We start from the raw sequence: 20807 nt of genomic DNA, 5'->3' as shown, positions 1-20807 counted from the left end.
TAAACGACACGTAGGAGATGCATTTTCCATGACAGACGCACTCAAGCGCCTCTCCGAGGAAGGCGTCGCGATCTGGCTGGACGACCTGTCGCGCAAGCGGATCACGTCCGGCAATCTCGCCGAGCTGATCGACCAGCAGCACGTCGTGGGCGTCACCACCAACCCGACGATCTTCCAGAAGGCGATCTCCCAGGGCGACGGCTACGACCAGCAGTTGGCCGACCTCGCCGCCCGCGAGGTCACCGTGGAAGAGGCCATCCGCATGATCACCACGGCGGACGTCCGTGACGCCGCCGACATCCTGCGCCCGGTCTTCGACGCGACGGGCGGCCAGGACGGCCGGGTCTCCATCGAGGTCGACCCGCGCCTGGCGCACAACACCCGCGCGACCGTCGCCGAGGCCAAGCAGCTCGCGTGGCTGGTGGACCGCCCCAACGCGCTGATCAAGATCCCGGCCACCGAGCCGGGTCTGCCCGCGATCGCGGAGACGATCGGCAACGGCATCAGCGTCAACGTCACGCTGATCTTCTCCCTCGACCGGTACCGCAAGGTCATGGACGCCTACCTGACCGGCCTGGAGAAGGCCAAGGAGCGCGGTCTGGACCTGTCGCAGATCTACTCGGTCGCGTCCTTCTTCGTGTCCCGCGTGGACACCGAGATCGACAAGCGGCTCGCGGCGCTCGGCACCGACGAGGCCAAGGCGCTGCGCGGCAAGGCCGCCATCGCCAACGCCCGGCTCGCCTACCAGGCGTACGAGGATGTGTTCGGCTCCGCCGACAATTCGACGCCGCCCTCGGACCGCTGGAAGGCGCTGGAGAAGGCGGGCGCGAACAAGCAGCGTCCGCTGTGGGCGTCGACCGGTGTGAAGGACCCGGCGTACTCGGACACGATGTACGTCACCGAGCTGGTCGCGCCGAACACGGTCAACACCATGCCGGAAGCCACCCTTGAGGCCACCGAGGACCACGGGCAGATCACCGGGGACACGGTGTCCGGCACCTACGAGCAGGCGCGCGCCGACCTCGACGCGCTGGAGGCGCTGGGCATCTCGTACGACGACGTCGTCAAGGTCCTGGAGGACGAGGGCGTCGACAAGTTCGAGGGGTCCTGGAACGACCTGCTGAAGTCGACCGAGGCGGAGCTCAAGCGGCTCGCCCCTTCGGAGGGCTGATTTGTCACCCCTCAACGGTTCCGGAGCCAACCCGCTTCGTGATCCCGCCGACCGACGGCTCCCGCGCATCGCGGGGCCGTCGGGCCTGGTGATCTTCGGTGTCACCGGCGACCTGTCCCGCAAGAAGCTGATGCCCGCGGTCTACGACCTGGCCAACCGCGGTCTGCTGCCGCCGGGCTTCTCCCTGGTGGGCTTCGCCCGCCGCGACTGGGAGCACGAGGACTTCGCGCAGGTCGTGCACGACGCCGTGAAGGAACACGCCCGTACGCCGTTCCGCGAGGAGGTCTGGCAGCAGCTCCTGCAGGGGATGCGCTTCGTCCAGGGCACCTTCGACGACGACGAGGCGTTCGAGCGGCTGCGCGCGACCATCGACGAGCTGGACAAGGCGCAGGGCACCAGCGGCAACTTCGCCTTCTATCTGTCGGTGCCGCCGCGCGCCTTCCCCGTGGTCATCCAGCAGCTCAAGAAGCACGGGCTGGCCGACCAGACCGGGGGCTCCTGGCGGCGCGCGGTCATCGAGAAGCCCTTCGGCCACGACCTGAGGTCGGCCGAGGAGCTGAACAAGGTCGTGCACGAGGTGTTCGAGCCGGACCAGGTGTTCCGGATCGACCACTACCTCGGCAAGGAGACCGTCCAGAACCTGCTGGCGCTGCGCTTCGCCAACACCATGTTCGAGCCGATCTGGAACCGGTCCTACGTGGACCACGTGCAGATCACCATGGCGGAGGACATCGGCATCGGTGGCCGCGCCGGGTACTACGACGGCATCGGCGCCGCCCGTGACGTCATCCAGAACCACCTGCTGCAGTTGCTCGCGCTGACCGCGATGGAGGAGCCGTCCTCCTTCGACGCGGACGCGCTGGCGGCGGAGAAGACCAAGGTGCTCGGCGCCGTCCGGCTGCCGGACGAGCTGGGCCGGCACACGGTGCGCGGTCAGTACGCGGCCGGGTGGCAGGGCGGTCAGAAGGTCATCGGCTACCTCGAAGAGGACGGGATCAACCCCGAGTCGAAGACCGACACCTACGCGGCGGTGAAGCTGGAGATCGACAACCGCCGCTGGGCGGGTGTCCCCTTCTATCTGCGCACCGGCAAGCGGCTCGGCCGCCGGGTCACCGAGATCGCGGTGGTCTTCCAGCGCGCCCCGCACTCCCCGTTCGACCACACGGCGACCGAGGAGCTGGGCGAGAACGCGATCGTCATCCGCGTCCAGCCGGACGAGGGCATCACGGTGCGCTTCGGCTCCAAGGTGCCGGGCACCTCGATGGAGATCCGGGACGTGTCGATGGACTTCGCGTACGGCGAGTCCTTCACCGAGTCCAGCCCCGAGGCGTACGAGCGGCTGATCCTCGACGTGCTCCTCGGTGACGCCAACCTCTTCCCGCGCACGGAGGAGGTCGAGCTGTCCTGGGAGATCCTCGACCCGGTCGAGGAGTACTGGGACACCCACGGCAGGCCCGCGCAGTACAAGTCGGGTACGTGGGGTCCGGCCGAGGCGGACGAGATGCTCGCACGAGACGGACGGAGCTGGCGCCGGCCATGAAGATAGACCTGACCGGAACCACCGCCGGAGACATCAACAAGGCGCTGGTGGAGGGCCGCCGGGCGATCGGCACCCCCGCCGTCGGCATGGTCCTGACCCTCGTCATCGTCACCGACGAGGAGAACGCCTACGACGCGCTGCGCGCCGCCAACGACGCCTCGCGCGAGCACCCCTCGCGCACCCTGGTCGTCATCAAGCGGCACGCCCGCACCCTGCGCGACCGCACCTCCTCCCGGCTCGACGCCGAGGTCAGGGTGGGTGCGGACGCGGGCACCGGGGAGACCGTGGTGGTGCGGCTGCACGGCGAGGTCTCCGACCACGCCGACTCGGTCGTGCTGCCGCTGCTGCTGCCCGACGCCCCCGTGGTCGTCTGGTGGCCGGTGGCGGCGCCGCTGGACCCGGCCAAGGACCCGCTGGGCGCGCTCGCGCAGCGCCGGGTCACCGACACCTACGCCGCCGAGCAGCCGGTGCGGGAACTGGCCGCGCGTGCCGAGACGTACACCCCCGGCGACACGGACCTGTCCTGGACCCGGATCACGCCCTGGCGCTCGATGCTGGCGGCGGCTCTGGACCAGGTGAGCTGCGAGGTCACCGGTGTCGAGGTGGAGGGCGAGGAGTTCAACCCGAGCTGCGAGCTGCTCGCGATGTGGCTGGCGGACCGGCTCGCGGTGCCCGTGCGGCGGACGCTGTCCTCGGGTCCGGGGCTCACCGCCGTCCGCATGGACACCACATGCGGTCCGATCGTCCTCGACCGGGCGGACGGTTCGCTGGCCACCCTGTCCATCTCGGGTCAGCCCGCTCGCGCGGTCGCGCTCAAGCGGCGGGACACCGCCGAGCTGATCGCGGAGGAGCTGCGCAGGCTCGACCCGGACGACACCTACGCGGCGGCGCTGCGCTACGGCGTGGAGCGGCTGGCGAAGGCGGAGGACGCGGTGGCGGGGCTGTCCGAGGTGGTGGCCGAGGACGTCGCGGCGGAGGCGGCGGCGGCCGAACAGGCGGCGGCGGAGGACGCGGCGGTAAAGGTCGTGGCCGAGGAAGCCGCGGTCGAGGAGACGGCGGTCGAGAAGCCGACTCCCAACTCCCTGGCGAGGAAGGCGGCGTCGAAGTGAGCACTCCGCAGTTGGTCGTGCACCGCGACAAGGAACTGATGGCCGAGGCAGCCGCGGCGCGCCTGATCACGAAGATCGTGGACGCGCAGGCTTCGCGCGGTCACGCCTCCGTGGTCCTCACGGGCGGGCGCAACGGCAACGGTCTGCTGGCCGCGCTGGCTTCCGCGCCCGCGCGGGACGCCGTCGACTGGAGCCGTCTGGACCTGTGGTGGGGCGACGAGCGCTATCTCCCCGAGGGCGACCCGGACCGCAACTACACGCAGGCTCGTGAGGCGCTGCTCGACGCCGTACCGCTGGACCCGGCGCGGGTGCACCCGATGCCCGCCTCGGACGGTCCGTACGGCGCGGACGTGGACGCGGCTGCCGAGGCGTACGCGGCGGAGCTGGCCAAGGCGGCGGGCCCCGAGGACCACGCCGAGGTGCCGGAGTTCGACGTGCTGCTGCTCGGCGTCGGTCCGGACACCCATGTGGCGTCCCTGTTCCCGGAGTTGCCCGCTGTCCGGGAGACCGAGCGCACGGTGGTGGGTGTGCACGGCGCGCCCAAGCCGCCGCCGACCCGGGTCTCGCTGACGCTGCCCGCGATCCGCGCGGCGCGTGAGGTGTGGCTGCTGGCGGCGGGCGAGGACAAGGCCGAGGCGGTGGCCATCGCGCTGTCCGGCGCGGGCGAGATCCAGGCTCCGGCGGCGGGTGCCCAGGGACGGGCGCGGACGCTGTGGCTGCTGGACTCGGCGGCGGCGAAGGACCTGCCGCGTTCGCTGTACCCTCCGGCTTCCCCGTGAGCTGAACCGGCAAAGGGCGGTGGGAGCTTGAGGCTCCCGCCGCCCTTTCGCGTATTCGGCTCGTGCGGGCGGGTTCAGCGGACGGCGGCGACCTGGTCGGGTCCGCCCTGGAGGCGTCCGGCGCGGCGCAGTTCGGCGATGTCGGCGGCGAGCCGGTCGCGGATGTCCTTGCCGGTGCGCCGCCAGCCGAAGAACTCGCAGGCCAGCTTGACCAGTTCGTCCTCGCTCAAGCCGGGGCACTCGACGGCCAGTTCGTACAGGGCGACGTGCCGCTCCCCCGGCGCTATGTGCACGACCTTGCGGGGCGTGTCGCCGCCCTGCGGGTGACGGGCCCTGGTCGGACCGGACTTGGCGAGCGCGTAGAAGCCGTCGGCCGAGGTGAGCTTCCCGGAGCGCACGAGGGCGTCGGCCACCGCGCGCACGTTGTCGCGGATCCGGCTGCCCGCGCGCCCGACACCCCACGCCTCGCGGGCTCGCTGGACCAACAGGTCCTCGTGGACGGGTCCTTCGGCCTCGACGATCCGGGTCAGCGCCTCGCGCAGGGCGGGCCGGGCTTCCTGGGTGTGGAGTTCGTGGCGGGGGGTGACCGTGACGGCGGCGGGTGTGTAGGGGGCGCTCCATTCCCGCTCGGTGGCGGGGTCGACGGGGACGCGCTCGACGACCGGCTCCGGGGGCGTGTCGGCGGTGGGTGCGGTGCCGCTGGTCTCGCCCGGCGTCGGCGTGGTGGGCGGGGGTCCGGTCACGGTGAGCAACGGGCCGTCGGCAACGGCCTGTTCGACGGCTTCGCGCAGCCGGAGTTCCGCCGCCGCGCGACCCCGGTACCAGTCGGTGCCCCAGATGCGGTGCAGCCGCCAGCCGAGTCCGTTCAGTACCTGTTCGCGGAGCCGGTCGCGGTCGCGGGCGGCCTTGGAGGAGTGGTACATCGCGCCGTCGCACTCGATGCCGAGGGCGTAGGCGCCGGGCAGCGCGGGGTGGCGTACGCCGAGGTCGATGCGGTATCCGGCGACACCGACCTGCGGCTGGACCCGGTAGCCCCAGCCGCGCAGGACGGCGAGGACGGACTCCTCGAAGGGGCTGTCGGGCTCGGCGTCCGACTGGACGACGTCGCGGGCGAGGACGGAGGGACCGTTCTCGGCGTATTCGAGGTAGCGCTTGAGGTACTGCACGCTTTCGTTGGGGCTGTCGGCGAGGGCGGTGCCCCGGAAGGAGGAGACGACCTCCATGCGGTAACGGGCGCGGGTGACCGCGACGTTGAGGCGCCGCCAGCCGCCGCTCTTGTTGATGGGTCCGAAGTTGAGTCCGAGGCGGCCGTGTTCGTCGGGTCCGTAGCCGATGGACATGATCATCACGTCGCGCTCGTCGCCCTGCACGGATTCGAGGTTCTTCACGAAGAACCCGTCGAGCCGGTCCTCGGTGAAGCAGTGGTCGAGGTCGGGGCGGGCGAGCCGGGCCTGCTGCACGGCGAGGTCGATGGCGGACGCCTGGGCCTGGGAGAGGGCGACGACGCCGAGGGTCCTGCCGGGGCGGGTGTCGAAGTGGTGCAGCACGCGGCGGGCGACGTACTCGGCCTCGACGCGGTTGTCGCGGCGTCCGCCCCGGTCGTAGGCGCCCGCGGCGTCGAGGAAGGCCACGCCGACGTCGTCGCCCTCGGCCACCGCGCCGGGGAAGGTGATCATCGAGTTGGCGTAGAACTCGCGGTTGCTGAAGGTGATCAGGTTCTCGTGGCGGCTACGGTAGTGCCAGCGCAGCGGGAGTTCGCGCATGGCGCCCGCCTTGCAGGCGTGCAGCAGGGACTCGAAGGAGTCGGGCAGGTCGTCGGCGTACTCGTCGGAGTCGTCGTCCACGGCGGAGTCGAAGAACGAGGTCGGCGGCAACTGCTTGTCGTCACCGGCGACGATCAACGTGCGCCCCCGGTAGATGCAGTTCACCGCGTCGCTGGGCCGTACCTGGGACGCCTCGTCGAAGACCACCACGTCGAAGTGGAAGTCCGGCGGCAAGAACTGACTGACCGTCAGAGGGCTCATCATGAAACAGGGCTTGACCGCCTGGACGACCTCGCGGGTGCGGCCGAGCAGTTCGCGCACCGGCATGTGGCGGGTCTTCTTCTCCGCCTCGCGGACGATGACGGCACCGGCGCCGCCCGCGAAGTTGCGGGGGCGCCGCTTGTTGCACGCCTCGGTCACCGCGCCGCCCGCCGCCGCGATCAGCCGCAGGTCGGCGGCGCGGAAGTCCGCGACGCGGGTGTCCAGGTCCTCGGAGCGGGTGCTGCGCAGGCGCGGGTCGGTGGCGAGGAGGTCGTCCGCCCAGGCGCGCAGCACCGCCTGTTCGGCCACCTCGGGCAGCCTGGCGGGGTCGAGCCCGCGTTCGGCGGCGCCGGTGACCAGCGCGTCGGCGCCGTGCCGGGCGAGCACGGCGAGACCGGCGAGGTGGGCGTGCCAGACCTCGGGACCCTGGGGGTCCTCGCGCAGCACGTCGACGGCCTGTCCCGCCTCGGCGAGGGTGCCGAGCAGGGCGGGCGAGAGCTGGGTGCGGCGGGCGGTGTCGAACTGGTCGAGGAGATCGGTGACGGCCCGGTTCCAGCGCTCGGCGCGGGCGTCGGCGGCCGCGCACCAGGCGCCGAGCGCGCTGTGGACGTGGTCGACCAGGAGGGCGGGCAGCGGGTCGGGCTCGGCGTCCGCGGCGAGCCGGTCGACGAGCGCGCCGGGGCGTTCGGCGGTGCCGCCGAGCACGGCGATCCGGTCGGCGGTGGCCAGGGCGCGGTCGAGGGCGGCGCACGCGTCGAGGGTGCGCGGGGTGTACGGCGCGAGCAGGGCGGCGTGGGTGTCGGCGAGGCGGGTCACCTCGGCCGCCGTCTCGTGCCAGGCGAGCGCGTCGTCCAGCCGCGCGGGCAGGGACTTGTCCCAGGTGCCGGTGCGGGCGAGGTCGGTGACGGTGGCGCGGTCCGCCTTGTACTGCGCGGAGAAGCGGGACATCAGACCCCGGTGCTGCTGCGCGAAGCGCTTGACCAGCTCGGGCAGTCCGGTCTCGGTGAGCACCTTCTCCCCGAACACGTCGGCGGCGGTCGCGCGGGCGCGCTCCTCGGCGTCGAGGGCGGTACGCAGGTCTCGCGCGGCTTCGTGGGCGCGGCGCAGGGTGTCGGCGTCGAACCAGCCGCGCGGCGGGCGCTGCCCTGCGGTGGTGAGTCCGGCCAGCTCGCACAGGGCGAAGGCGTCGGCGGCGCGGTCGGGTTTGGGCATCCCGAAGAGGTCCGCGAGCTGGGCGGTGCGGTCGGTGACGTCGTCGGGGAGGATGCCGTCGACCGGGGCGGGGGCGTTCGGCAGGTCCGCGCGCAGGGTGCGCACGAGCTGCTGGAGTTCGCGGACGGTACGGGGTGCGGGCTCGCTGACGGCGAAGGGGCGGCGCTCGGCGGCCGTCACCAGCGCGCCGAGGGCGTCGGCTGCCTCGGAGACGGCCTGGTGCGGGGCGGTGCCGACGAGCCCGCGCCAGGGGAAGGCGTCGCCCTCGGCGGCGGGGCGCCAGGCGCGGGCGACCGTCCCCGCGGCGGCGGTGAGGTCGCGCAGGGCACCGGCGCTCAGCGTGCGCACAGCCCTGGCGCTCTCGGTGCCGAGCGGGAGCCGCGGGGTGTCGTCCTGTTCCAGCAGGACGAGCCGGCCGAGCACGTCGTGCAGGGTGCGGCCGAGCGGGGCGCGGGTCTCGTTCATGGCGGCGGCGTAGGCGGACAGCTCCTCGCGCAGCCTGCGGGCGTGCTCCAGCTCGTGCGCGGCGGCGCCGGTGACGCGCGCCTCGGTGGTGAGGACCCGGGCGAGTTCGGTGGCGACGGCCTTCTTGCTCGTGTCACCGCTGTGCAGGGCCATGACGAAGTCGCCGAGACCGACCCCGCGCAGCCGGTTGCGCACGACGTCGAGGGCGGCTGCCTTCTCGCTGACGAACAGCACGCTGCGGCCCGCGTGCACGAGGGCGGCGATCAGGTTGGTGATGGTCTGGCTCTTGCCGGTGCCGGGCGGTCCGCTCATCACGAAGGAGCGACCGTCGAGGGCAGCCGCGACGCACTGGCGCTGGGAGGCGTCGGCGTCGAGCACCAGGGGCGTCTGCTCGGGCAGTTGGACCTCGTCGATGCGGTCGAGTCCGGCGGGCTCGAAGTCGACGAGACCGTCAGGGAGTTCGGCGTCGGGTCCGAGGGCGACGGCGCGGACCAGCGGGTGGGCGAGGATCTGCTCCTCGTTCTGCTGGAGGTCCTGGTACATCGCCTCGCGGTGGGAGGCGAACAGTCCGAGCACCACGCGCTCTTCCACCGCCCAGTCCTTCAGGGCACCGGTGGCCCTGCGGGCGGCGGCGAGGACGCCGGGCAGGTCGGCGGGGTCGGTGGCGGTGACGGCGCTCCAGTCGACGCCGAGCCGGTCCAGCTTCACGGCGAGCGCGGGGTTGTGGATGCGGTCCTGGCCCTCGGCGGGGTGGAGCCGGTAGCGGCGGTTGCCGTCGCGGCGCAGCTCCACGGGGACGAGGAGCAGCGGGGCGGCGCTGCTCTCGTGGGCGCCGGGCTCGCGCCAGTCGAGGATGCCGACGCCGAGCCACAGCACCCACAGGCCGTAGTCGTTGTACATCTGGCCGGACTTCTGGCGCAGTTGGTACAGGGAGGTGTCCAGGGACGCCTGGGTGGTCTTCTGGGTGACGAGCCCGGGGCGGGAGCGCCGTGCCGCCGCCCCGCCTCGGGAGGCGCCGGTCCCGTCGCTCTCCTTGGCCAGCGCCACGCCCTCCGGCCGCTCGGCGACCGGTGCGAACTCCCAGCCCTTGCCCAGTTCCGCGAGGAGCGCCGCCGCCTCGGGCGTGGTGATCTCCAGCGTGGCGGTCCTGGTGTGCCGGAAGTTGAGCAGCCGGTTGCGGCCGCCCATGTCCAGCAGGGAGTTCCGCCATCCGTCGAGCACGGCCTTCAACAGATTCTGCGGCTGGTGGGCCATGGGGTGGGTACCTCCCGGAGCTGGGCAGGGGAAGCCACCCTCACCGGCCCCCCTGGAGATACCTCCCTATCAGGTGTTTTTCTACGCCACGCCGAAGATCGACGATCCGAGATGAACTTGTTGTGAACAAACCGGGGATGTCCTGTGCCCCGTCGTCGCCGTCACTTGACGGAGCCCGCCATCACGCCCTGCACGAAATGCCGCTGGAAGGCGAAGAAGACGACCACCGGGACGATCAGCGAGAGGAAGGCTCCCGGCGCCAGCACGTCGATGTTGCTGCCGAACTGACGGATCTGCGACTGGAGTTGGACGGTGAGCGGCTGGGACGAGCTGTCCGCGAAGAGCAGGGCGACCAGCATGTCGTTCCACACCCACAGGAACTGGAAGATGGCGAGGCTCGCCAGGGCGGGGCGCCCCACGGGCAGCACCAGTTGGGTGAAGATTCGCCACTCGCCCCCGCCGTCCATGCGAGCCGCCTCCAGCATCTCCTTCGGGATCTCGGCGAAGTAGTTCCGCAGCAGGAACACCGCGAACGGCAGCCCGTACGCCACGTGGAAGAGGACCACGCCCGGGATCGTGCCGAACAGGCCCAACTGGCCGAAGAGTTTGGCGACGGGCAGCAGACCGATCTGCACCGGCACCACCAACAGCGCGACCACCAGCAGGAAGAGGGGTTCCCTGAGCGGGAACTCCAGCCAGGCGAAGGCGTATCCGGCGAGCGCCGCGAGCACGACGACCAGGGCGGTGGTCGGCACCGAGATCAGCACGGTGTTCCAGAACGCCTGCGTCATCCCGGAGTTCTTCAGCAGCGCCGTGTAGTTGTCGAAGGACAACTGACCCGGACTCGTCAGCGCCGTCCACCAGCCGCCCTTGGCGGTGTCCTCGGGGGTGCGCATCGAGGAGACGAACAGCCCCGCGAGCGGGGTCAGCCAGACCAGCCCGATCACCACCAGGAACGCCTGGACCAGACCGTTGCCCAGACCGCGCCGGACCGCGTTCATCGCTGACTCCTCTTGAAACGCCGGACGTTGAAGACCATCGCGGGGATCACCAGGAGCAGCAGGAGCACGCCGAGGGCGCTGCCGAGACCCTGGTTGTTGCCGCCGCCGAAGGAGACCAGCCACATCTGGGTGGCAAGCACGGTGGCGTCCTCCTGCACCGGTCCGGGCGCGATGATGTAGACGAGGTCGAAGACCTTCATCACGTTGATCACGAGGGTCACGAAGACGACCGTGAGCACGGGTGCGAGCAGCGGGACGGTGATGCGGCGGAAGATCTGCCACTCGTTCGCGCCGTCCACCCGGGCCGCCTCCAGGGTCTCCCGGGGCAGCGTGGACAAACCCGCGCCGATGAGCACCATGGCGAACCCGGTCCAGATCCACAGGTACGCGCCGATGATCGCGGGCGTGACCAGCGCCGGACCGAGCCAGGAGACGCCCTGGTAGGGCGGGGCGAAGTTGGCGCCGGGCAGCCGGAGCGCGTACGTACCGGCGGCGAGGTGGGTGAAGCGGAAGGAGCCGTCGGCGGCGGTGGTCGCGGTGGCGGCGGTGTGCCCGTCGCGCACCGCCTCGACCTTCATCCCGGGCAGCCCGCTCTCCTTGGCGTCGACCTGCCCCTGCTTTCCTCCCCCGCCGGGGGTGAAGTCGAGGTAGACGACACCGCGCACCTCGCCGGAGGGGGCGTGACCCGCGGGCTGCCGGGCGGGTTCGGCGCCCTTGGGGAGGTCCTTGGGCAGGACGCCGACCATCGGGAGGACCGCGGGCGCGCCGCCCGGCGAGATCCCGGCGGCCGTGGTGTACGCGCCGCCGGACGCCGGGGTGAGCCCGTGACCGTCGCGGGCGCGGGCGGTCGGGTAGGTGGAGGTCCCGGCGAAGGCGTCGTGCACGGAGACGACGGCGGCGTTCAGGACGCCCTTGTCGGGGTCCTCGTCGTAGGCGAGCCGGAAGATGATCCCGGCGGCGAGGAAGGAGACCGCCATCGGCATGAACAGCAGCAACTTGAAGGCGGTGGCCCAGCGGACCTTCTCCACCAGCACGGCGAGGATCAGACCGAGCCCGGTGAGCAGGGCGGGAGCGACGACGACCCAGATGGCGGTGTTCCGGATGGCCTTCACGGTGGCCGGGTCCTGGAACATCTCGGCGTAGTTGCCGCCGCCGACGAACCGGGTGCCGGAGGCGTCGAAGAAGCTGCGCCCGATCGAGAAGAGCACCGGGTAGACGACGAGGGCGCCGAGCAGGAGCAGCGCGGGGAGGACGAAGAGGAGGGCGACCGCCCGGCCGCGCCGCCGGGTGCGGCGCTGGCGCGCCGGCCCGGCGGCGGACGGGGCCGCCTGTTCCTTGACGGGGACGGTGGCGGTCATCGGGCCACTCAGTCCTGGTACGCCTTGGCCGCCGCGGACTCCAGCTTCGCCGCGGTGCCCTTGGGGTCGGACGGGTCGCGCAGGAAGTCCTGGAGGAGCTTCCACTCACCGGCGCCCTTCGTGCCGCCGAACGCGGCAGGTGCCTGGTCCGACATGTCGAAGCGGACCGAGTCCCCGGCGCCGACCAGGGACTTGGCGGTGGCGCGGGTGACGTCGTCGCCGTAGGAGGCGAGGTCGAGGTTCTTGTTCGGGGAGAGGAAGCCGCCCGCCTTGGCCCAGACGGCGGCGGCTTCGGGCGTGGCCAGGTACTCCAGGAGCTTCATGCCCGCCTTGGCGTTCTTGCCGTCCTTGAGGACGACCGCCGCGTCACCGCCGCTGACCACGGGCGCGGTGCCGCCGTCGACCGCCGGGAAGGGGAAGAAGTCGGCGTCCTTGCCGATGGTGCGGTGGAACTGGTCGTGGGCGACACCGGCCACGAAGTCGCCCTCGTAGACCATGCCCGCCTGCGGCTTGGGTCCGAAGACCTTCTCGACGGAGCCGGGGAAGTCGGTGTTCAGCGCCTCCTTGCTGCCGCCCGCGACGAGCTGCTTGTCCTTGAACAGCTTGCCGAGGGTGGTGAGCGCCTTGACCACACTGGCGTCGGTCCACTTGAGCTTGTGGGCGGCGAGCGCGTCGTACTTCTCGGGTCCCGCCTGGGAGAGGTAGATGTTCTCGAACCAGTCGGTGAGGGTCCAGCCGTCCTGTCCGGCGACGGCGAAGGCGGCGAGCCCGGAGTCGGAGACGGTGTGCCCGGCCTTGAGGAGGTCCGCGTACGTCTTCGGGGGCTTGACGCCCGCCTGGCTGAGCGCGTCGGGGCTGTACCAGACGGTCGACTTGTGGGCGGCCTTGAAGTAGAGCCCGTAGAGGGTGCCGTCGACGCTGCCGTACTTCTTCCAGACCGGGGCGAAGCCCGCGTCGACCGACTTCTCGGTGGTGGCGGACAGCGGCTTGAGCCAGCCCTTCTTGGCGAACTGCTGGAGCACGCCGACCTGCGGGACCATCACCACGTCGGGGGCGTTGCCGCCCTCGATCTTGCTGCCGACGACGGTGGAGACGTTGTCGCCGGTGGAGGTGAACTGGGTCTTCGCGCCGGTCTTGGCGGTGAAGGCGTCGAGCACCTTCTGGAAGTTCTTCTGCTCGCTGCCGGACCAGACACCGGCGACGGTGACGGTCTGGCCGGTGAGCGCCTTGTCGCCGCCCCCGGCGGAGACGGGCTTGTCGCCACCGCACGCGGTCGCGCCGAGCGCGAGGACGAGGGCGGTGCAGCCGGTGAGCAGGGTGGTACGTCGTCGCATCATCGTTGATGCCCCTTCAAGGAGGTGGGTGTTGACGGCGGATCAGACGTCGGCGAGCCACCAGGCGGCGGTGGAGCCGGGGAGTTCCCCGGCCGGGCAGGGTCCGCTGGCGAGCAGCGGGGTGCCCGGGACAGGCGCGGTCGTGGGCGCGGTGGAGAAGTTGACGGCGCAGACCAGTCCGTCGCCGCGCGTGAAGGCGAGGACGCCGGGCTCGGTGTCGAGCCAGCGCAGCGTGCCGTCGCCGTCGCCCAACTGGGGCAGGGAGGCGCGCAGTTGGAGTCCGTCGCGGTAGAGGTGCCAGAAGGAGCGGGTGTCGGCGAGGGCGCGCTCGGTGGCGTACTCGGCGAAGTAGTCGGGCTGCGGCAGCCAGGTCCTGACGCCCTCGACGCCGGTGGTGAAGCCGAACGGGGACGCCTGTCCGGACCAGGGCAGCGGCACCCGGCAGCCGTCGCGGACCCGGGCGCGGCTGCCGGTGCGGTGGAAGACGGGGTCGGTGAGCACGTCGTCGGGGAGGTCGACGACCTCGGGCAGACCCAGCTCCTCGCCCTGGTAGATGTACGCGGCGCCGGGCAGCGCGAGCATCAGCAGGGCGGCGGCGCGGGCGCGGGCGGCGCCGAGTCCGCTGCCTCCGGGTGCGGGTTCGCCGTAGCGGGTGACGGTGCGGACCTGGTCGTGGTTGTTGAGGACCCAGGTGAGCGTGGAGCCGGTGCCCGCGATGTCGCGCATGGCTTCGGAGATGACCTTGCGGAAGGCGTCGGCGTCCCAGGGGGCGCCGAGCAGGTCGAAGAAGAACGCCTGGTGCAGCTCGTCGGGGCGGACGTAGGCGGCGTGCTCGCGGGCGGTGGGCACGGAGACCTCGCCGACCAGGAGCCGTTCGCGGCCGTCGCGGGCGGTGTACTCCTCGCAGACCGCGCGCCAGCGGCGCCACACGTCGTGCACCTCGGGCTGGTTCCAGGCGAGCGGGTTGACCGAGTCGCGGGTGCGGGCGTCGGCCTCGGGGTCGTCGGAGTCGGGCAGCTCGGGGTGCTTGTAGAGTCCGGCGGCCACGTCGATGCGGAAGCCGTCCACGCCCCGGTCGAGCCAGAAGCGCAGGACCTCCTCGAACTCGGCGGGGATCTCGGGGTGGCGCCAGTTCCAGTCGGGCTGCTCGGGCGTGAACATGTGCAGGTACCACTGGCCGTCGTCGGTCCGGGTCCAGGCGGGACCGCCGAACATGGCGTGCCAGTTGTTGGGCGGCTCGGCGCCGTCCGGGCCGCGTCCCTCGGCGAAGTGGAAGCGGGCGCGCTCCTCGCTGCCCGCTGCGGCGGCGAGGGCGGCGCGGAACCAGGGGTGCTCGCTGGAGCAGTGGTTGGGGACGATGTCGAGCAGGATCTTCAGCCCGAGCCGCCGGGCGTCGGCCATCAGCAGGTCGAACTCGGCGAGGTCGCCGAAGAGCGGGTCGACGTCGCGGTAGTTCGCCACGTCGTAGCCGTGGTCGTGCTGGGGCGACGGGTAGAAGGGGCTCAGCCAGACGCCGTCCACGCCGAGCTTCTTCAGGTACGGCAGTCCCGCGCGGACTCCGGCGAGGTCGCCGACGCCGTCACCGGTGCTGTCCAGGAAGCTGCGGACGTACACCTGGTAGATCACCGCGTCGCGCCACCAGTGGTGCCTTTTCATGCATGCATGTTAGGTAGCTGTTTCTCAGGGGTGTCAATGAGAAGAACGCACGGCGTCGCCAAGTGAGGCACACAAAAGGGGACTTACCCGGGCAGGAAGAAGCGCTTCGATATGAGCGCGTTACCTAACAAGTAACTATCTGAGCTAGCGACTGGCGACGGCGTCGAGTTCCCGGGCCAGCCTGCGGACGGCGGCTGCCGGGGTCTGCCGACCGGTCAGCGCGTCGTGCACGACCGCCTGGACGACCAGGCTGACCTGGTCGTAGCGCGGGCTCTTGGGGCGCGGGGCGGCGGTGAGCACGGCGGTGCGCAGGGTCGGCAGATAGGGGAAGCGCCGGATGAGGTCAGGGTCCTGGTACAGCGCGGCGCGCACGGGTGGCAGCGCGCCCCGGGTGAGGACCTGGCGCTGGACGGGCTCGCTGGTGAGGTAGGCGATCAGGCGCGCCGCCGAATCGGGGTGCCGGGCATGGCTGTTGACGGCGAGGTTGGAGCCGCCGAGCACGCTGGTGCCGGGACCGTGCGGTCCGGGCAGCGTCACGGCGCCGATCTTCCCGGCCACCTTGGAGCCCTTGGCGGAGGCGACGGCGTAGGGCCAGTTGCGCAGGAAGAGCAAGTGACCGTCCTGGAACGCCTGTTTGGACTCCTCCTCCTTGTAGGTGAGGGCAGCCTTCGGTATCCAGCCCTCGCGCACGCCCCGGGCGAGGAAGCCGATGCCCTCGCGGGCGGCGTCGGAGTTCACGGTGACGCGGGTGCCCTCGCCGCCGAGGATGGAGCCGCCGGCCGAGTACACCGCCTCGGCGGCGTTGACGGTCAGCCCCTCGTAGGGCAGGAACTGACCCGCGTAGCCGTCCAGTCCGTACTTCGGGGCGATGGTCCGGGCGTCGTGCTCCAGCTCGGCCCAGGTGCGCGGGGGCGGCACGCCCTCCTTGTCGAGGACGTCCTTGCGGTAGAGCAGCAGTCCGGCGTTGGTGACGTACGGGACCGCGTAGAGCCGCCCCTCGTAGGTGGCGGTGTCGACGACCGGGGGCAGGAAGGTCTTCAGCGGGAAGCGGCTCGGGGGCAGCGGGCGTATCCAGCCCGCGGCGGCGAACTCGGAGGTCCAGTTGACGTCGATGTTGAGGACGTCGAAGCGGCCGCGGTCGCCGCCGCGCAGGTCGGTGGTCATCTGCGCGTGGGTCTCGTCGGCGGAGTCCGGGAGTTCGACCAGGGTGACGCGCTCGGCGGGGTGGGCGCGGTTCCAGCCCGCGAGCAGCGGACCGAGATAGCCGGTGAGGTCGCCCGCGGTGGCCAGGGTGAGCGGTCCGCGCCCGTCTCCGCCGTCGGCACGGGCTCCGGAGGACACACATCCGGCCAGCACCACGGCGAGAACGAGGACTCCCCTACCGGCGGCGCGCATCCACCGCATAGGTTCCTCCCAGTGCACCCCACGCCACCGGGCATCATCGCCCGGGACCGAGCCATGTATACCTGTTAGGTATGCGCGATACTAGGGGGTGGAGCACATTCGGCGGACAGGAGGACAGCACGAGTGCGTCTGCCCCTCCTGGCACTCCTCGCGCGCGGCCCCGCCCACGGCTACGAGCTGAAACAGGACCTTGAGCAACTGCTGGGCTCCGCGTACCCTCAGCCGAACGTCGGGCAGATCTATGTGACCCTCGGGCGCCTGGAGAAGTCGGGGCTGATCGCGGGCGAGGACGTCGAGCAGTCCGGCCGTCCCAACAAGAAGGTCTACCACCTCACCGACGCCGGGCGTGAGGCGCTGCACGTCTGGTTCGAGGAGACCGAGGGCGAACCCCGGGTGCGGGACGAGTTCTTCATGAAGCTCGCGCTGGCCCCGAGGACCGGTCTCGCCGACCAGATCGACCTCATCAACCGGCAGCGGCGCCGCTATCTGAACACCATGCGGGACCTGTCACGCCTCGCGGCGGCCGAGGACCGGGACAACCGTGTCGCCCAGTTGCTCATCGAGGGCGCGATGCTGCATCTCCAGGCGGACCTCGACTGGCTGGAGCGCTGCCAGGAGGAACTGGAGGGGCCTCAGTGAGCGAGAAACCGGGCGAGAAGCCGCAGTCTCCCGTGCCGCCGCCTCCTGTGCCGCCGCCTCCTGTGCTGCGGGCCGAGGGTCTGGAGAAGACCCACCACGGCGAGGGCGCCCCGGTGCGGGCCGTGCGCGGGGTCGATCTGACCGTGGCGCGCGGCGAGTTCGTCGCCGTCACCGGACCCTCCGGCGCGGGCAAGTCCACGCTGCTGCATCTGCTCGGCGGTCTCCAGCGCCCCGACGCGGGCAGCATCTGGCTCGACGGCCGCCCGACGGACTCCTTCACCGAGGCGCGCTGGGCGGTGGAGCGCCGCAGATCCATCGGCATCGTCTTCCAGTTCTTCAACCTGGTCTCCAACCTGTCCGTCGCGGACAACGTGGAGCTGCCCGCCCTGCTCGCGGGCGTCCCCCCGAAGCGCGCCCGCGCCGAACGCGAGGCACTGCTGGCCGAGCTGGGTCTCACCGGCAAGGAGCGCGCGATGCCCCGTGAGCTGTCCGGCGGCGAGCAGCAGCGGGTCGCGCTGGCCCGCGCGCTGGTCAACCACCCTCCGCTGCTCCTCGCCGACGAACCCGCGGGCAGCCTCGACAGCAAGGGCACCCGTGAGGTGATGCGGCTGCTGACCCGCTTCCACGCGCGCGGCCAGAGCATCGTCCTGGTCACGCACGACGCCCGCCTGGCGAGCGCGGCGGACCGCGTGATCAGCTTCTTCGACGGCCGTATCGCCGACGACGCGGTCCTCGCGGGCACGCCCTCCCCGAGGTCCGGCACTTCGGGCGTGCTGGAACTGAGGGACTGACGACCGTGCCCGACCATCCCCGCCGTCCTGTCGGTACGAGGAGCTGAGCCCGTGCGTGCCACCCTGCGCTGGGCCCACTCCGATCTGCGCGCGCACCGCGGCGAGGCGCTGTTCCTGTCCCTCGCCACCGCCGGGATCGTCGCCTCCCTGCTCCTCGCCGCCGCCCTGTTCGGCTACGCGACCAACCCCTGGCAGCGGATCTTCACCCAGGCTCACGGCGCGCACGTCTGGCTGCACACCGCGCCCTCTGCCGACGCCGCCCGGCTCGCCTCCCTGGACGGGGTGCGCGCGGTCGCCGGACCGTACGCCACCGAGACCGCCACCGTCTCCTGCCGGGGCACCCGGGCGTCGGTGGAATTGCGCGCCGCTGTGCGTCTGCCCTCCGTGGGACGCCCGTTGCTCACCGCCGGGCACTGGCTCGACGCCGCCCGGCCGGACGGCGTGGTCCTGGAGAGCGGGCTGGCCCGCGCCCTGCTGGCCGAGCCCGGAGACACCCTCACGCTGCCCGGCACCGCCCGCACCCTGACCGTGGAGGGCATCGCCGACAGCGCGGAGCCCCGCTACAGCGCGGGCGAACAGCCGGGGCTGGTCTGGGCGCTGCCCTCCGCCGTGCGCGCCCCCGGCTACCAGGTCACCGGGCTGCGCCTGACCGACCCCGCCGACACCGACTACGCCGTCCAGCGCGCCGTGACCCGGCTGGGCGCGGGCGCGGTCGGGGAGGTCTCCACCTGGCAGCAGGCGCGGGCACAGGCACAGGGCGACAACCGGCTGCTCGGCCAGGTGCTCGGGGCGTTCGGGCTCGGCGCGCTGGCCGCCGCCGGGTTCGCGGTGCACGGGGCGATCGGCACCCGCATCCGGGGGCATCTGCGGGACATCTCGGTGCTGAAGGCGATCGGGTTCACGCCCGCGCAGGTCGTACGGGTCTTCCTGCTCCAGCATCTGGCGTACGCCGTGCTCGGCGCGGTGGTCGCGGCAGCGCTCATCGAGGGGCTCGGCACCCGGGTGCCGGGGCGGCTCGGGGACGCGGTGGGCGTGTGGCAGGGGCTGCCGGGGCACACCCTGGCGCTGTCCGCCGTCCCCGTGGGCACGGTGCTGCTCATCGGGCTGACCACCGGACTCGCCGCCTGGCGCGCGGGGCGGGTTCCGCCCGTCCCGGTACCCCGTCCGGCGGGACCCTCGGGCGCCGGGCTGACCGAGGTGGCCCGCCGGGCACTCGGTCTACGGCTGCCCGCCGCGCTGGTCCTCGGCTGCCACCGCGCCTTCGCCGGGCGCGGCCGCTCCTCCGCCGCGCTGGCCCGGCTGACGCTTCCGCTGCTGCTCATGGTGGTCGCGCTGAGCGCCTGGACCACCATCGACCGCTTCCACACCGAACCCTCCCGCGTGGGTCTGCCCGCCGCGCTCACCGTCCGCGCCGACGACGGACTGAGCGACCAGCGGATACGGCATCTGCTGGCGGCCGACCCCCGGATCGCCGAGGCGTACCCGGGTGTGGAGCTGGCCGCGCTGGTCCCCGGGCAGACCGGCACCATCGCGCTGCGCGGTCTCGGCACGCGTGAACGCCCCTACCCCTACGCCCTCGTCGAGGGACGGCGCGCGCACGGACCCGACGAGGCGGTGGCGGGTCAGGGACTCCTCGACCTGCTGCACGTCCGGGTGGGCGACTGGGTCCGCATGACGGTCGGCGACCAGCCGCAGATCCTGCACATCGTGGGCCGCGCCCTCGAACCGCAGAACGGCGGCCGGACCGTGACGACCTCCCTCGACACCCTCCGCGAGAACGACCCCACTCTCTCCCCCGCCTTCTACCAGCTCCGGCTGCGCCCGGGCGCCGACCCCGCGTCGGTCGCCGCCGCGCTCACCTCGGCGGGCGGCGGCCACCTCGACGTACACACCGTCACCAACCCCGCCGACGGTCTCTCCCCGCTCCGCGCCGTGGTCGCGGGCCTGATCGCCGTCCTCGCCCTCGTCGGTCTGGTCGAACTCCTCACCGCCATCGGCGGCACCGTCCGCGAAGGCGAACGAGACGTCCTCGCCCTGCGCGCCATCGGCATGTCCCCCCGCCAGATCACCGCGATCACCGTCACCTCGATCAGTTGCACAGCCCTGGCAGCAGCCCTCACCGCCACCGCCCTCGGCGTCCCCCTGGCCCACCACCTGATCAACGCCCAGGCCAACTCCACCGGCATCGGCTCCGGCCTGGCCCGCGCCCCCTCCCTCGGCCTACTACTCCTGATCGGCGCGGGCGCGGTGGCGGGCGCGGCGGCGCTGGCCACGGTGCCTGCCGCCCGGTCGGCACGCGGTCGACCGGCGGATACGGTGAGCGCGGCGGGGTGATTGCCTGACGGCGACGGGGGCGGGGCCAGGGGCCCAGGCTACGGGGGCAGCCCCGGGCGGCACGCCCAGGAGCCCTGGGGGCGGACCCGGGTACGGGCCGGAAGTCCGGGGGCGGACCCGAGGGCAGACCCGGGAGCCCTGGAGGCAGACCCGGTACGAGCCGGGGACCCAAGCGGTAGACCCGAGGGCCAGGGGGAGACCCGTAGGCCCGGGGACAGAACCAGGGCGCGAACCCGGGGCCCGCGGAGGAGAGACGCGAGGAGGGAGCCGCCAGGAGCCAGGGAGCAGACCTTGGCGGCAGGCACGGAGGCGCCGGGGGCAAACCCGGCGAGCCGGGGGGACAGGGGGAAGACCAACCTTGGACCCCCGGCCGAGGGCAGACCCTGAGCGGCAGCTCCGAGGTCCCCGGCGGGACCGGGGGGGCAGCCCCGGGGCACAAGGTGGGAACAGACCCGGGACACGGAGCCCGGGGCCGGGGCGGCAGCCCGGGGAGCCGACCCCAGGGGCAGGTCCCGGGCTCGGCCCCCTGGCGTCAGCCTCGGTCGCGCATCTCGCGGTACTCGGTCACCAGTGCCTTGGTCGACGGGTCGAGCCCTGGGACCTCGGCGCCCTCGGTCAGGGCGGGCTCGATCCGCTTCGCGAGGACCTTGCCCAGCTCCACGCCCCACTGGTCGAAGGAGTCGATGTTCCAGACCGCGCCCTGGACGAACACCTTCTGTTCGTAGAGGGCGATGAG

The 20807-nt window shown here is 72.2% G+C and carries 13 protein-coding genes and 1 pseudogene; 7 read left to right on the top strand and 7 right to left on the bottom strand.

Features of this window, described 5'->3' with window-relative positions; all coding sequences use genetic code 11:
• Positions 1-28 precede the first annotated feature (28 nt).
• The 4 genes from tal to pgl are packed head-to-tail and all read left to right on the top strand — an operon-like array spanning position 29 to position 4599.
• On the top strand, positions 29-1171 hold the full coding sequence (gene tal / locus IF655_RS20930; protein WP_199586533.1) for a transaldolase: 1143 nt from the start codon (positions 29-31) through the stop codon (positions 1169-1171).
• Position 1172: 1 nt separating this feature from the next.
• Positions 1173-2711, top strand: coding sequence for a glucose-6-phosphate dehydrogenase (zwf, locus tag IF655_RS20925; RefSeq protein ID WP_199586532.1), 1539 nt, complete (start codon positions 1173-1175; stop codon positions 2709-2711).
• On the top strand, positions 2708-3820 hold the full coding sequence (gene opcA, locus IF655_RS20920) for a glucose-6-phosphate dehydrogenase assembly protein OpcA (protein ID WP_199586531.1): 1113 nt from the start codon (positions 2708-2710) through the stop codon (positions 3818-3820). Before zwf ends, opcA begins: the two co-directional genes overlap by 4 nt.
• On the top strand, positions 3817-4599 hold the full coding sequence (pgl, locus tag IF655_RS20915; RefSeq protein WP_199586530.1) for a 6-phosphogluconolactonase: 783 nt from the start codon (positions 3817-3819) through the stop codon (positions 4597-4599). The genes opcA and pgl overlap by 4 nt, the downstream gene beginning before the upstream one ends.
• Before the next feature lie 74 nt (positions 4600-4673).
• Here the strand turns inward: pgl and IF655_RS20910 are convergent, their stop codons facing one another.
• The 6 genes from IF655_RS20910 to IF655_RS20885 all read right to left on the bottom strand — a co-directional run bounded on the left by IF655_RS20910 (position 4674) and on the right by IF655_RS20885 (position 16307).
• Entirely contained in the window at positions 4674-9554 is a 4881-nt protein-coding gene (locus IF655_RS20910; protein ID WP_199586529.1) for a DUF3320 domain-containing protein, read from the bottom strand.
• Between the two features lie 161 nt (positions 9555-9715).
• Positions 9716-10555 (bottom strand): carbohydrate ABC transporter permease, encoded by an 840-nt coding sequence (locus IF655_RS20905; RefSeq protein WP_199586528.1) that lies wholly within the window; start codon positions 10553-10555, stop codon positions 9716-9718.
• Positions 10552-11913, bottom strand: a complete 1362-nt coding sequence (locus tag IF655_RS20900; RefSeq protein ID WP_199586527.1) for a carbohydrate ABC transporter permease — start codon at positions 11911-11913, stop codon at positions 10552-10554. Before IF655_RS20900 ends, IF655_RS20905 begins: the two co-directional genes overlap by 4 nt.
• A gap of 8 nt (positions 11914-11921) precedes the next feature.
• Positions 11922-13250, bottom strand: a complete 1329-nt coding sequence (locus IF655_RS20895) for an ABC transporter substrate-binding protein (protein ID WP_199586526.1) — start codon at positions 13248-13250, stop codon at positions 11922-11924.
• 39 nt (positions 13251-13289) lie between these two features.
• Positions 13290-14903: a glycoside hydrolase family 13 protein gene (locus IF655_RS20890; protein WP_199586525.1), complete on the bottom strand. Its 1614-nt coding sequence runs from the start codon at positions 14901-14903 to the stop codon at positions 13290-13292.
• Between the two features lie 144 nt (positions 14904-15047).
• Positions 15048-16307: an ABC transporter substrate-binding protein gene (locus IF655_RS20885; protein ID WP_199586524.1), complete on the bottom strand. Its 1260-nt coding sequence runs from the start codon at positions 16305-16307 to the stop codon at positions 15048-15050.
• A gap of 123 nt (positions 16308-16430) precedes the next feature.
• On the opposite strand from IF655_RS20885, the gene IF655_RS20880 reads away from it, so the two are divergent.
• The 3 genes from IF655_RS20880 to IF655_RS20870 are packed head-to-tail and all read left to right on the top strand — an operon-like array spanning position 16431 to position 20071.
• A complete protein-coding gene (locus IF655_RS20880; protein WP_199586523.1) occupies positions 16431-16946 on the top strand; it encodes a PadR family transcriptional regulator in 516 nt (171 codons plus the stop codon).
• Positions 16947-16993: 47 nt separating this feature from the next.
• On the top strand, positions 16994-17737 hold the full coding sequence (locus IF655_RS20875) for an ABC transporter ATP-binding protein (RefSeq protein WP_199586653.1): 744 nt from the start codon (positions 16994-16996) through the stop codon (positions 17735-17737).
• A 51-nt stretch (positions 17738-17788) separates the two neighbouring features.
• Entirely contained in the window at positions 17789-20071 is a 2283-nt protein-coding gene (locus tag IF655_RS20870) for an FtsX-like permease family protein (protein WP_199586522.1), read from the top strand.
• Positions 20072-20603: 532 nt separating this feature from the next.
• Here the strand turns inward: IF655_RS20870 and IF655_RS20865 are convergent.
• Positions 20604-20807, bottom strand: a pseudogene (locus tag IF655_RS20865) (glucose-6-phosphate isomerase); the annotation flags it as partial.

This window comes from Streptomyces sp. DSM 110735, assembly GCF_016482685.1.
Lineage (GTDB): Bacteria > Actinomycetota > Actinomycetes > Streptomycetales > Streptomycetaceae > Streptomyces.
Note: the sequence above shows the minus strand (reverse complement) of the source record. Positions and strands in the feature narration are given on the sequence as shown.

Bases quoted from the DNA above. Each gene is read 5' to 3' on its own strand.
- tal (WP_199586533.1), top strand. From the start codon at position 29: ATGACAGACGCACTCAAGCGCCTCTCCGAGGAAGGCGTCGCGATCTGG.
- opcA (WP_199586531.1), top strand. From the start codon at position 2,708: ATGAAGATAGACCTGACCGGAACCACCGCCGGAGACATCAACAAGGCG.
- IF655_RS20910 (WP_199586529.1), bottom strand. From the start codon at position 9,554: ATGGCCCACCAGCCGCAGAATCTGTTGAAGGCCGTGCTCGACGGATGG.
- IF655_RS20905 (WP_199586528.1), bottom strand. From the start codon at position 10,555: ATGAACGCGGTCCGGCGCGGTCTGGGCAACGGTCTGGTCCAGGCGTTC.
- IF655_RS20900 (WP_199586527.1), bottom strand. From the start codon at position 11,913: ATGACCGCCACCGTCCCCGTCAAGGAACAGGCGGCCCCGTCCGCCGCC.
- IF655_RS20895 (WP_199586526.1), bottom strand. From the start codon at position 13,250: ATGATGCGACGACGTACCACCCTGCTCACCGGCTGCACCGCCCTCGTC.
- IF655_RS20890 (WP_199586525.1), bottom strand. From the start codon at position 14,903: ATGAAAAGGCACCACTGGTGGCGCGACGCGGTGATCTACCAGGTGTAC.
- IF655_RS20885 (WP_199586524.1), bottom strand. From the start codon at position 16,307: ATGCGGTGGATGCGCGCCGCCGGTAGGGGAGTCCTCGTTCTCGCCGTG.